At 62.1% G+C, this 12,880-nt stretch carries 11 protein-coding genes; 8 read left to right on the top strand and 3 right to left on the bottom strand.

Features of this window, described 5'->3' with window-relative positions; all coding sequences use genetic code 11:
• Positions 1 to 60: 60 nt before the first annotated feature.
• The 3 genes from TMS3_RS25040 to TMS3_RS10080 form a co-directional block, all read right to left on the bottom strand.
• Positions 61 to 414 (bottom strand): hypothetical protein, encoded by a 354-nt coding sequence (locus TMS3_RS25040; protein WP_152985488.1) that lies wholly within the window; start codon positions 412 to 414, stop codon positions 61 to 63.
• Between the two features lie 108 nt (positions 415 to 522).
• Entirely contained in the window at positions 523 to 1,386 is an 864-nt protein-coding gene (locus TMS3_RS10075; protein WP_025165151.1) for a hypothetical protein, read from the bottom strand.
• 725 nt (positions 1,387 to 2,111) lie between these two features.
• Complete coding sequence (locus TMS3_RS10080) at positions 2,112 to 4,148, bottom strand: NADH:flavin oxidoreductase (RefSeq protein ID WP_025165152.1); 2,037 nt, start codon at positions 4,146 to 4,148, stop codon at positions 2,112 to 2,114.
• Positions 4,149 to 4,419: 271 nt separating this feature from the next.
• Between TMS3_RS10080 and TMS3_RS10085 the strand changes: the two genes are divergently transcribed.
• The 8 genes from TMS3_RS10085 to TMS3_RS10120 all read left to right on the top strand — a co-directional run bounded on the left by TMS3_RS10085 (position 4,420) and on the right by TMS3_RS10120 (position 12,842).
• A complete protein-coding gene (locus tag TMS3_RS10085; RefSeq protein ID WP_025165153.1) occupies positions 4,420 to 5,094 on the top strand; it encodes a TetR/AcrR family transcriptional regulator in 675 nt (224 codons plus the stop codon).
• Positions 5,095 to 5,106: 12 nt separating this feature from the next.
• Positions 5,107 to 5,925, top strand: a complete 819-nt coding sequence (locus TMS3_RS10090; protein WP_025165154.1) for a pyrroline-5-carboxylate reductase family protein — start codon at positions 5,107 to 5,109, stop codon at positions 5,923 to 5,925.
• A 635-nt stretch (positions 5,926 to 6,560) separates the two neighbouring features.
• A complete protein-coding gene (gene proV, locus TMS3_RS10095; protein WP_025165155.1) occupies positions 6,561 to 7,733 on the top strand; it encodes a glycine betaine/L-proline ABC transporter ATP-binding protein ProV in 1,173 nt (390 codons plus the stop codon).
• 54 nt (positions 7,734 to 7,787) lie between these two features.
• Positions 7,788 to 8,738, top strand: a complete 951-nt coding sequence (gene proW / locus TMS3_RS10100) for a glycine betaine/L-proline ABC transporter permease ProW (protein ID WP_025165156.1) — start codon at positions 7,788 to 7,790, stop codon at positions 8,736 to 8,738.
• Between the two features lie 71 nt (positions 8,739 to 8,809).
• Entirely contained in the window at positions 8,810 to 9,835 is a 1,026-nt protein-coding gene (gene proX / locus TMS3_RS10105) for a glycine betaine/L-proline ABC transporter substrate-binding protein ProX (RefSeq protein ID WP_025165157.1), read from the top strand.
• Positions 9,836 to 9,923: 88 nt separating this feature from the next.
• Positions 9,924 to 11,309 (top strand): MmgE/PrpD family protein, encoded by a 1,386-nt coding sequence (locus tag TMS3_RS10110; RefSeq protein ID WP_025165158.1) that lies wholly within the window; start codon positions 9,924 to 9,926, stop codon positions 11,307 to 11,309.
• Positions 11,306 to 12,073, top strand: a complete 768-nt coding sequence (locus tag TMS3_RS10115) for an SDR family NAD(P)-dependent oxidoreductase (RefSeq protein WP_025165159.1) — start codon at positions 11,306 to 11,308, stop codon at positions 12,071 to 12,073. Before TMS3_RS10110 ends, TMS3_RS10115 begins: the two co-directional genes overlap by 4 nt.
• 10 nt (positions 12,074 to 12,083) lie before the next feature.
• Entirely contained in the window at positions 12,084 to 12,842 is a 759-nt protein-coding gene (locus tag TMS3_RS10120) for an SDR family NAD(P)-dependent oxidoreductase (protein WP_029866274.1), read from the top strand.
• Positions 12,843 to 12,880 lie beyond the last annotated feature (38 nt).

Here is a 12,880-nt window from a genome sequence, read left to right on the forward strand (position 1 = left end):
GCGGGCTTTAGCCCGTCCCAGTGAGCGAAGCGAACGAATTGAGCGCATTGTTATGCATCATTACAGAAGATCCCATTCGCGTTCTATGCGAGAGACTTCATCAGAGGCCCATTGTTTTTTCAAATTCCGGCCTCGACCACCATCTGGTGGAATGTGTAATGTTCTCTGCGCTTCAAATTTATGAATAGTCTCCTCGCTCATATATGAGCGCATTGCGCCGTAAACAGATGTGTTGCCAAACTCTTTATTTACCCAGTCAAAGTCCTCAACAAACTTACGCCAGCTGGAAATTAAGGATTTCTTATATTCTAATTTTGACTTGCGCTTCTCAATGCTCCAGTGAATCCACGGTGCAATTAGCGAGCCGCATGCACCTGAGACTAATCCAATTATTGCGGTAACTAGCCATTCCATGCAGGTCTACCTCTTGATGCATGACGTTTGGTTAAGGGGCGGGCTTTAGCCCGTCCCAGTGAGCGAAGCAAACGGTTTGAACCAATTGTTATGCGATGCACACAGTTACTACATGTGCCCTTGGTGAAAGCTAAAGTACACGTCTGTTTTCTTGTCAAACACGCCCAGGTCAAGGCCGTCCATGCGCCACTCGAAGTTGAATTTATTGGGATGCGCTAATCGGCCTTGGTCGTACAGGCTATTTATAAAAGTCCTGTCATCCAGTTTGTGGTCGTTTTCTCTAATAATCTGTGCGTAAAAATCGCACATTCTAACTATGTATATAGGATGGCCAGAGGTCGCAATAGGGCTGGTAATATATACGGATCCTGGCTCCATGCCGAATGTTGCGTATTTCTCATGCAATTCCCACATTCGCGCTCTCTCTGGGGGCATGGAGCCCACCCTGTCGGAGGTTTCAAAAACGCTATGGTCAAATATTCCGACAGCGCGAAACGTATCGCGTGAAACATGAGAAAATAAGACCTCATCCGTTCTCTCGGATAAGCCTGAACTCTGAATATTCATGTTTAAGTGGAAGTGGTGGAAACCTTTTGTATTTAGGAGTTGATCTTTATCCTCCCAAGAGTCCACCTCTCCATCTTTCACCCTTTGTACCGGTGTGTATCCATTTTTGTGTGCGCGCTTGGAATGATATGGGTAAATGTCTTCTCCGTTACGAATTTTATCGAGAAGCCCATTTATCCCAGATTTTAATTTTTTCCACCTTTTGTCAGAAGTTACCTCTGGTGCGATCTGTATTTTGCGTGGTCTAGGAGGGACTATTCGGGTTTTCCAATGTAGGTAGTGAATGAGCGTATTGTTTAAGTTTTGACTTTCAAGCTCCAGCAAGGTCTGCTTGTCATTCGGGAAGAACGGTAGTTCCTTGATCATTCCTGATTTTAAGTTCGTAATTCTTCTTGATTCGGTCATATTCTTATCTTTTAGGGAAGAGCAGACTTTGCATAACTAAAATTAGACACCAAACGGTGCATTTAAACGCACCATTTGGTGGATAACATTCTGGGAGGGGCGAGTTTGGAGGGCTCTGGCGTGCGCCTTGGGCAACAGCCGCTTGGGCGCGGGGGCGTTATGCACCATCGGGACAATTCCATTTGCGAGGGGCCGAAGAGGTGTCGAGATTAGCGCGTGCCGGGGGCGGGAAACAACAGGGGCTGATGTCGGCCGAGCCTTTGGCATGTTGGCTGCGCTCGCCAATGGCTCTTGCGCGCTACTGAGGATCGCCAGTGGGGGCGTTCGCGTTCCTCTGGTGGAAAACGCTGCGCGGTTTTCCGACCTACGCAAACGCGGGCGATGGGTAGGGTGGACAAGGTTTACTTGTCCACCGGCTTATGCGAACGGCCGCGCAGCCATGGCGTCAGTCGGAAAGCTGCATTGCCGGCCTCGCGGCCGGGTGGTGGGTTACGCCTTCGGCTAACCCACCCTACAAAGGCTCGACATCACTCGACTGGGACACTTATTCCGTACTTCTTTCCAGATAACCAATAATCGATCCGCATGCTGCGTGGCGAGTGGGGATCAGCCTCAGGTTGAGGGCAGGCGTGGGGAAGCGAGTCGAATTGGGGTGGCCAGGGAGCAGGGCATATAAGGGTTCGCTCCTTATATGCCCCAGTGACTGTCCTTGGCGCGCCAGGCGCTCAAAGATCCTTGACCAGTCTCAGCGCGTCGTAGATGGCCGCATGGGTATTGCGTGCGGCCACCGCATCGCCGATGCGGAACAGCTGGAACTCGCCCTGTGGATTGTCGTCCCTGGACTGCGGCTGGCCGACGATCAGCTCGGCGTATTCCACCGCGCCGAGGTTGCGCGAGAAAGGCTTGAGTTCCAGGTACAGCTCGTCCATCGGCCGGGTGCCGTGGTTGATCACCACCTGATCCACTCGGCGCTCCTTGCGCACGTCGCCGTAGTCGCTGTCGATGCTCGCCAGCAGCTCGGCGCCGTCACGCGCCACTGCGGCCAGGCGATAGGTCACGGTGAAGGTGGTGTCGAGTTTCTGCAGCGAGCGCATGTAGGGCACCAGGTTCATGGCCATGACTTCCGGGGCGAAGGAGCGGTCCGGGGTCATGATTTCCAGCTTGGCGCCGCTCTGGGCGATGAACTCGGCGGCCTGCAGCGCCGTGTGGTCGCCGGCATCGTCGAACAGCAGCACGTTCGCGCCGGGTTTGACGTCGCCGGAGATGATGTCCCAGGCCGACACCACCAGCTCGTTGCCGGCGCTGAGGATCTCGGTGTGGGGGAAGCCGCCAGTGGCGACTATGACCACGTCGGCCTGCTCGGCGCGGATGGTCTCGGCGTCGGCCCAGGTATTGAAGCGGAACTCGACGCCCAGCGCCGTGCATTGCTCCATGCGCCAGTCGATGATGCCGAGCATCTCGCGCCGACGTGGGCTGCGTGCGGTCAGGCGCACCTGGCCGCCGGCATGGTTGGCCGCCTCGAACACCAGCACCTGGTGACCGCGTTCGCCGGCCACCCGGGCCGCTTCCAGGCCCGCCGGGCCGGCGCCAATGATCACCACCTTGCGCCGCTTGGCGGCCTTGGGGATTTCATGGGGCATGCTGGTTTCGCGGCCGGTGGCGGCGTTGTGGATGCAGTAGGCCGCACCGCCCTGGTAGATGCGGTCGAGGCAGTAGTTGGCGCCGACGCAGGGGCGGATGTCCTGTTCGCGGCCCTCGATCAGCTTGCGCACCAGGTGCGGGTCGGTCATGTGCGCGCGGGTCATGCCGATCATGTCTACCTTGCCCGAGGCGATGGCGTGCCGCGCCGTGGCGACATCGGAAATTTTCGCGGCGTGGAAGGTCGGGAAGTCGGTGGCGGCGCGGATCTGCCCGGCAAAGTCGAGGTGTGGCGAACTGGCCATGCCCTGAATCGGAATCACGTCGGTCAGGCCGGCGTCGGTGTCGATATGGCCGCGAATCACGTTGAGGAAGTCGACCATGCCGCTGGCCTTGAGCCGGCGCGAGATGTCCATACCTTCATCGGCGTTCAGGCCGCCGTTGAGCATTTCGTCCGCGGTGTAGCGCACGCCGACGATGAACTGGTTGCCGACGCGCTGGCGAATGGCGCTGAGCACGTCAAAGGTGAAGCGCAGGCGGTTGTCCAGCGAGCCGCCATAAGGTGCATCCAGTTCGTTGGTCAGCGGCGACCAGAACTGGTCCATCAGGTGGCCGTAGGCCTGCAGCTCAATGCCGTCGAGGCCGGCGGCCTGCATGCGTTCGGCCGCATCGGCGTAGTCCTTGATGATGCGCTCGATGTCCCAGTCTTCCAGCTGCTTGGGGAAGGCGCGATGGGCCGCCTCGCGGTTGAGCGAAGGCGACACCACCGGCAGCCAGTCGCCCTTGTCCCAGCGGGTGCGCCGGCCCAGGTGGGTCAACTGGATCATCACCGCCGCGCCGTGCTCGTGGCACTCGTCGGTAAGGTCCTTCATCCAGCCGACCACTTCGTCCTTGTAGGCGAGGATGTTGTTGAACACCGGCGGACTGTCCCGCGACACCGCGGCCGAGCCGGCGGTCATGGTCAGGGCCACGCCGGCCTTGGCGCGCTCGACGTGATAAGCGCGGTACAGCGCCTTGGGCATGCCGTCCTCGGGGTAGGCCGGCTCGTGCGAGGTAGTGATGATGCGGTTGCGCAGGGTCAGGTGCTTGAGCTGGTAGGGCTGCAGCAACGGGTCATTCGACATGGTCAGGGCTCCACGTGGACGGGGACGTGAGTCTGTATTTACCGAAAATGTACACTGGTGTCTAGTGGGTATACCTCGTTGTACATTGTCGCCCGCTGCGCTTGTCGCTATTGGTCGGTTTCTGTCGCCAGCAGCTATCCCTCAAGCGCACAGACGCTGCTCGGTTGCCGGGAGTGGTGTGGATTAGAGGAAATGTACAGCCCTGTCATTTTTATCGACGCTTGCGGACATTCGGATTGTGCGAGGCCAGCTCGCTGGCTACCATCGGCCCATGAACGAGCCCAAGAAATCGAGTGATAGCGGCTGGCGTGGATCGGCCGAGGTCTGGCTGCAGGCGGCTTATGACAGCCTGATCGAGTCGGGCGTCGAGTCCGTGCGTATCCTGCCGCTGGCGAAGAAGCTGAACCTGTCGAGAACCAGCTTCTACTGGTTCTTCACCGATCGCGAAGAGCTGCTGGCGGCGCTGATCGAGCGCTGGCGCGACAAGAACAGCGGCAATCTGATCCGCCAGAGCGAGGCCTACGCGGAAAGCATCGCCGAGGCCATTCTCAACGTGTTCGACTGCTGGCTGAGTCCGCCGCTGTTCGACTCGCAGTTCGAGTTCGCCTTGCGCAGTTGGGCGCTGCAAGAACCCCGAGTGGCGGCGCAAATCGAGCTCGCCGACACGGCGCGGTTGGCGGCACTGGCGGCTATGTTCAGCCGCTTCGGCTACGCGGGCATGGCGGCCGATGTGCGGGCTCGGTCGATGTACCTGACCCAGATCGGCTACATCAGCATGAATACCCGCGAGGATCTGCCGACGCGCATGCAGCGCATCCCCGAGTACGTGACGATCTTTACCGGCCAGGCGCCAGAGCCCCGTGAACTCCAGCGTTTCTATGCCCGCCACGACTACGCGGCGCAAGAGCCGACGCTGGTCGTGCAGGCGGCGAATCACTCAACCTAGAAGGGTGCTTGTATGCCAAGTGAACTGACGGTCGGCATCATCGGCGGTGGCGGCTGGCTGGGCCGTGCCATCGGCGCCGCCATGCTGGAACGCGGCGTGCTGCAGCCGGCTGCGTTGATGCTCTCCAGTCGCTCCGGGCGCGTGGAGGGGTTCGACGCCTGGCCTGCAGTGCAGCTGACCCGGGACAATCGCCAACTGGCGCAACGGGCCGAAGTCATAGTGCTGTCGGTGCGCCCCGAGCAGTTCGCCGATGTCGCCATCGAGGCCGCTGGCAAGCTGGTGATCTCGTTCATGGCCGGCGTCTCGGTCGAGACCCTGATCGCCCGTACCGGTAGCCAGCGGATCATTCGCGCCATGCCCAACGCGGCGGCGCAGATCGGCCAGTGTTATACGCCCTGGTTTGCCACGGAGCCGGTGACGGCCGCTGACAAACAGTTCACCCAGGCGATGTTCGAGGCCTGTGGCAGCACCGATGAGGTGACGAGCGAAGCGGACCTCGATTACCTGACCGGGTTGGTTGGCTCCGGAGCGGCCTATCCGGCGCTGCTGGCCGAGGCGATGCTAGCCCATGCCCTGGCCAAGGGGCTGCCGCGCCAGGTCGCCGAGCGCGCGGTACGTGGCGTGGTGGTCGGGGCGAGTCAGTTGCTCGGCGGCGATGGCATGTCGCCGGCCGAGATGGTGCAGGCCATGCTCGACTATCGAGGCACCACGGCGGCGGGTTTGCAGGCAATGATCGATGCGGGGTTCAAGGACGCTGTGAATGCCGGGCTGGATGCGGCGGAGTTGGCCGCCCAGCGCATGCAAGCCCGCTATGGGCGGGGTGCTGACTAACCGCGTCATCCTGGCCCACTCTGGACAATTGCTGTTCCCTGCTAGTGAAGTGGCAGAAATATCCATCAGATTCGGCTGGGTGAGGCGCGTGCGCGCTGCTGCGCTCAAGTAGCCGAATTTGACGCGTCGTACCCAGCATGGTTGGTGCGAGTGTCGACGCCGTGCTGGGTTACGCGGCGCTCGGCAACCTGGGTTGTCTGCGCTCTGACGGCATGCGCCGCTAACCTAGCCTACAAAGCTGCCGGGCTTGCCTGTCAGCTTCGACCTTATGTCACACCCATCCGCGAAGCCCCTTTTTAGAGGGCGCACGCTAAACCTCCATCGCCTATGGCGAGCCTCGCACATCCTGGCGGCGTCGATGTCGCCAGTGCCCCCGCAGCCAATCAATAACATCAGGTTATTGATTGAGCCGAACAAATGTAGTTGGACGCTCAGCCCCCCAAACTCTAACTTGAACCCACCCGGCGAACGCTGTGCAGGCAGTCGCCAACGGGCATATTCGCGGTGATCCAGGCAATTAATGGCCGGCGGCAACTTGTTGCAAGTTAAGCGCTGGCGGGATTTGTTCGGCCCGGATAAAGCGCCAAACGGCGCCGCCAAGTTGATTGTTTACAGACCTATAAGAAGAGGGCGCAATGACCCAAGTTGACGAGATACTTTCGGTCAAAAATATATTCAAGGTATTCGGGCCGCAGCCGGAAGTTGCCATGGATATGTTGCGCAACGGCGCCGACAAGAACGAAATATTCCAGAAGACCGGGCAGGTAGTCGGTGTGTTCGACGCCAGCTTCTCGGTCAAGCGCGGTGAAATCTTCGTCATCATGGGCCTGTCCGGCTCGGGCAAGTCGACCATGGTGCGACTGTTCAATCGGCTGATCGAACCGACCTCCGGCAGCATCCACCTCAATGGCCGGGAAATCACCGGGCTGTCGGACAAGGAGCTGACCAACGTGCGGCGCAAGGAAATGGGCATGGTGTTCCAGTCCTTCGCCCTGATGCCGCACATGAGCGTGCTGGACAACGCCGCCTTCGGCCTGGAGATTTCCGGGGTCAGCGAGCAGGAACGCCGCACCCGGGCCCTGGAGGCCTTGAGCCAGGTCGGTCTGGCCGGCCACGAGAACAGCTACCCGCATCAGCTATCCGGCGGCATGCAACAGCGCGTCGGCCTGGCCCGTGCACTGGCCAACGATCCGACCATCCTGCTGATGGACGAGGCCTTCTCCGCCCTGGACCCGCTGATCCGCAGCGAGATGCAGGGCGAGCTGATCCGCCTGCAGGCCGAGCAGCAGCGCACCATCATCTTCATCTCCCACGACATCGAAGAGGCCATTCGCATCGGTCATCGTATCGCCATCATGGAAGGCGGCCGGGTGGTGCAGATCGGCACGCCCCAGGAACTGCTGTGCAACCCGGCCAATGACTATGTCGAGGCCTTCTTCAAGGGCTTCGACAGTTCCAGGGTGCTCAAGGCCGGTGATGTCGCCCAGCTCGACCCGGAAACCGTCTGCCGGGTCAACGGCCATGCGCCGAGCTTCAAGGCCGGTGTGCCCTACGGCTACCTGGTCAACGAGCTGGATCACCTGCTCGCGGTGGTCGACGCCGGCGACTTGCGCGGTGGCGCCGAGCCACAGCAGATCGAGCAGCTCAAGCTGGATCAGCACCCGCCCGTCTATATCGATACGCCGCTGCACGATGTGCTGGATATCGTCGCCGCGCTGCCCTACCCGGTGCCGGTGCTCGACCATGGCGGCGCCTTCAAGGGCACCATTTCCAAGAGTTTGCTGCTGCAGACCATGAGCCGTCACTAACAGGCCCAGCGTCGACCGCGCCGTAAACCCAGAATCGCAGAGTAGGTAGCCAAGATGTCAGAGTTCAGCATCCTCGACCCGTTCCAGACCATGACCATTCCCCTGGGTGACTGGGTGGAAAACACCCTGAATTACCTGGTGCACAATTTTCGCGAGTTCTTCCGCGCCATTCGTTGGCCGATCGACCAGGTGCTCAACGGCTTTGAGTTCATCCTGCAGAGCATCCCGCCTTCCATCGGCATTCTCCTGTCCTCGTTACTCGGTTGGCAGGTGGCCGGGCCGCGCATGGGTTGGTTATGCGCCATTACCCTGACTCTGCTTGGGTTGATTGGAGTCTGGTCAGAATCCATGACCACCCTGGCGCTGGTGCTGACCTCGGTGTTCTTCTGCGCGTTGATCGGCGTGCCCCTGGGGATTCTCTCGGCGCGCAGCGACCGCTTGGAAAAGGTCGTGCGGCCACTGCTGGATGCCATGCAGACCCTGCCAGCCTTCGTTTATCTGGTGCCGGTGGTGATGCTGTTCGGCATCGGCAACGTGCCCGGCGTACTGGTGACCATCGTCTTCGCCGTGCCGCCACTGGTGCGCCTGACCAACCTGGGCATCCGTCAGGTGCCGGACGACAAGATCGAAGCGGCGCGTGCCTTTGGCTGCACGCCTTGGCAAATGCTCAAGCGCGTGCAACTGCCCCTGGCCGCGCCGACCATCATGGCCGGTGTCAACCAGACCCTGATGCTCTCGCTGTCGATGGTGGTAATCGCCTCGATGATCTCGGTCGGTGGTCTGGGGCAGATGGTGTTGCGCGGTATCGGCCGCCTGGACATGGGCCTGGCCACGGTCGGCGGGGTCGGTCTGGTGCTGTTGGCGATCTTCCTCGACCGCCTGACCCAGGCCATGGGCGAGCGCACTAGCGGCGACCCCAGTCTGCGCTGGTACCACAGCGGCCCGGTTGGTCTAGTGCTGCGCCTACTGGGCAGTCGCCCGGCAAGCGTCAAGGCCGAGGCCTGAGATCAAGAAAGCCGGCCCCTGAACTCAATCGAAATACCCGACGAACAACAAAACCCAAGAGGTAGCTGACGATGAATTTCAAAACCCGTGGCTTCACCCAGAAGTTCCTGCACTGCGCCGCCGTGGCATCCCTGAGCCTGTTGCCGCTCTATGGCCAGGCCGCGACCGCCGAGAAGCCAGGAGAGGGCGTGGAAGTGGCGCCGATCTTCCCGTCGATCGCCGAAGAGCGCTTTCGCGGCGAAGTGGCCATGGTCGGCCTGCGTGAGCTGGGCTACGAGGTGCAGGAGCCGAAGGAAACCGAGTACGCGGCGATGATGGTCGCGCTGTCCTATGGCGATGCGGACTTCACCGTGCACCTGTGGGACAAGCTGCACGACACCTTCTACCAGAAGGTCGGCGGCGACGACACGCTGGTCAAGGCCGGCGACGTGATCCCCGGCGTGCTGCAGGGTTACCTGATCGACAAGAAGACCGCCGAAGCGCACAACATCAAGTACCTGACCGACCTGAAGAAACCGGAAATCGCCAAGCTGTTCGACACCAATGGCGACGGCAAGGCCGACCTCACCGGTTGCAACCCGGGCTGGGGCTGCGAGCTGGTGATCGATCACCATCTCAAGGCCTATGACCTGGAGAAGAGCGTCAGCCATAACCGTGGCTCCTACTTCGCCCTGATGGCCGACACCATCGCCCGCTACAAGCAAGGCGAGTCGATTCTGTATTTCACCTGGGTGCCGCAGTGGATCGCCGGCGTGCTGGTCGAGGGCAAGGATGTGGTCTGGCTGGAAGTGCCTAACACCGATCTGCCGGACGGCAAGAATGACGTCAACACCAGTTTCCACGGCAAGAACCTCGGTTTCGCCGTGGATGAGGTCAAGGCCGTATTGAACAAGGAGTTTGCCGAGGAGAATCCGGCGGCCTTGAAGTTTCTCTCCCAGGTACAGATCACCACCGACGACGAGAGCGCGCAGAACCTGAAGATGCAGAACGGCGAGAACAGCGCCAAGGACATCAGCCGGCATGCCGCCGAGTGGGTGGCCGCGCACCGCGAGCAGTTCGATACCTGGCTGGCTGCTTCCCGCGCCGCGGCCAACTGAGTCCGGCGGCTCACGCGACAAACCTTTTCGGCGCCCCTATGGGCGCCTTTTTTTAGGTCGATCCGAGTCTCGTCTGTGGAGTAAGCGCATGTCGCTCTATTCGTTCGTCCGTGATTTCACTTTCAGCCAGGCGCCGCAACACACCCGTGATCTGCTGCAAACCTGCCTGCTGGATATCCTCGGGGTCGCCGCCGGCGCCCGCGACAATCAGACCAGTCAGGCGCTAAAGCGCTATGCGGTCAACCATTACCCGGCTGGTGTTCTGAGTAGCCGCCTGTTGTTCGACGGTCGTCCGGTGCACCCGCTGGGCGCGGCCTGGGCCGGCGGCTTCAGTGTCGATAGTCTGGATGCCCACGAAGGCCACTTCACCTCCAAGGGCCATGCCGGCGCCACCGTGGTGCCGGCGTTGCTGGCGCTGGTCGATGCCTGCCGCGAGCAGGGCCGCAGCATCAGCGGCGAGGAGCTGCTCAGCGCGCTGTGTATCGGCTATGAAACGGCGCTGCGTGCCGGTGTCGCGTTGATGGCCACTGCGCCTGAATACCATGCCTCCGGCGCCTTCTCCGGGCTCGGCGTGGTCTGTGGCGGAGCGCGCCTGCTCGGTCTGGATGAGCAGACCTTCCGTCATGCCCTGGGTATTGCCGAGTACTTCGGCCCGCGCTGCCCGATGATGCGCCTGGTCGATCACCCCTCGATGCTCCGCGACGCCCATGGCGCCGGCGCCTATGCCGGGTTGAATGCCTTGTTGCTGGCCCAGTCCGGGGTCACCGGTGCGCCGGCCGAGACGGTGGAAACCACAGCCGTAGCCGCCCAGTGGCATGACCTCGGTCAGCGCTGGGAAATCGACGCGCAGTACTTCAAGCCCTGGCCGGTGTGCCGCTGGGCGCAGCCAGCGTTGACCGCGATGACCGCGCTGCTGGCCGAGCACCCGCAGATTCGCGGCGAGGCCATCGAGCAGATCCAGGTCGAGACCTTCCACGAGTCCATGCGTCTGCAGGGCCACACTCCGGCCAATGCCGACGAGGCCCAATACGCCCTGGCCTTCCCGCTGGCGGCGCTGGTGGTGCGCGGCCAGGTCGGCCCGCTGGAGGTGACTGGAGACTCGGTGCATGCGCCCGACATTCTTGCGGTCAGCCGGCGCATCGAGATCGTCGAGGCCGACGACCTGTCGGCGCGCTTCCCCAACGAGATACTCTCGCGGGTCTCGGTTGTGCTCAAGGACGGTCAGCGCTTCGTCAGCCCGATCACCGCAGCCAAGGGCGACCCGGCCACGGCCATGAGTCCGGCCGAATTCAGCGCCAAGTTCCACCTGCTGGCCGGCGTCAGCCTGGATGCCGAGCGACGCCAGGCCGTCGAGCAAGCCGTCGCCGAGCTGCCCGCCAGCGCCGACTGCTCAGCTCTATTCAAGCTGCTGTTCCACACCGAAGCCGCCCAGGCGCTGCCTGGTTCAACCCCGCTCAAGGAGGTTGCCCTATGAAGTTCGCCGAGAAAGTCACCCTGATCACCGGCGCCGCGGGAGGTGTCGGCCAGGCCCTGGCTCTGCTGTTTGCCCGCGAGGGCGCGCGGCTGATGCTCTCCGACCGCGACGAGGCTGGTTGCGCAAAGATCGCCGAGAAGGCCCGCGCCCTCGGCGCCGAGGTCAGCTACCTGGCCGGCGACCTGCGTGAGAAGAGCTATTGCGAGGCAGTGGTCAGTGCTGCCGTGGAAAGCTTCGGCGGCCTCGACATCGTACTGAACAATGCCGGCATCATCCCGCGCGGGACCATCGAGGAGACCACCGACGAGATGTGGTTCGACGCCATGGGCGTCAACCTCAATGCGGTGTTCTACATCTGCCGCGCCGCCATCCCGCACATGAAGGGGCGCCAGGGCGCGGCCATCGTCAACACCTCCTCGGTGTGGGGCGTCTATCCGGGGCCGGGCCACGTCGCCTACTGCACCAGCAAGGGCGCGGTGGCGGCGCTGAGCAAGAACCTCGGCCGTGACTGCGCGCCGCTGGGCATTCGGGTCAATGCCGTGTGCCCGCACGAGATCAACACGCCGATGATCCGCAGCGGTTTCGAGCGCCGCGGCCTGGACCCGGACAAGGCCGTCGAGGAGCTGAACAAGAGCGTGCCCCTGGGGCGCATCGCCGAGCCGGAGGACATCGCCGACGTGATCGCCTTTCTGGCCTCCGACGAGGCGCGTTACATCGCCGGTGAGGCGCTAGAAGTGACCGGTGCCAAGCCGGTCTCAGGCTAAGGAGATGAATATGTTGCTCAAGGGAAAAAATGCTGTGGTGACCGGCGGCGGTCGCGGCATCGGTCGCGGCATTACCGAAAAACTGCTGGCCGCTGGTGCGCGGGTGCTGGTGGCCCAGCGTCAGGCGCTGGAGGTCGAACTGGCAGCCAATCCCGATGTGTTTTTCGTCGAGGCCGATCTGGCCGAGTCCGGCGCCCCGCGCTTGATCGCCCAGGCCGCCGCCGAGCTGCTCGGCGGCATCGACGTGCTGGTGAACAACGCCGGCTTCATGTTCGAGCAGCCGATCGAGGCCATGAGCGAGCAGGACTGGGACCGGATGATGGTGGTCAACCTGCGCGCGCCGGTGTTCCTGGTCCGTGAACTGCTGGCGCAGATGCGTCAGCGCGGCGGCGGCAGCATCATCAATATCGGCTCGATCGAAGGCCTCGGTGCCAATCCCCAGCACGCCGCCTACTGCGCCTCCAAGGCCGGCGTGCATGGCCTGACCCGGGCGCTGGCGGTAGACCTGGGCCGCGATGGGGTGCGCTGCAATGCCATCGCTCCGGGCTGGATCGATTCGGACCTGAGCAATGCCTACATCAATGCCCAGGCCGATCCAGTGGGCGCGCGCCAGGGCTTGCTGGCCATGCACCCGGTTGGGCGCACCGGAACCCCGCAGGATGTCGGTGGTGCGGTGGTGTTTCTCGCCTCGGATGAGGCGGCCTTCGTCACCGGCCAGGTGCTGGTGGTCGACGGTGGACGCACAGCCAAGTTGCCCCTGCCGTTCTGAGTCGCTGAGCGCAGCACGCCCGTAGCGCGCCCCAGGTG

It is taken from the genome of Pseudomonas taeanensis MS-3, assembly GCF_000498575.2.
GTDB classification, from domain to species: Bacteria; Pseudomonadota; Gammaproteobacteria; order Pseudomonadales; family Pseudomonadaceae; genus Aquipseudomonas; species Aquipseudomonas taeanensis.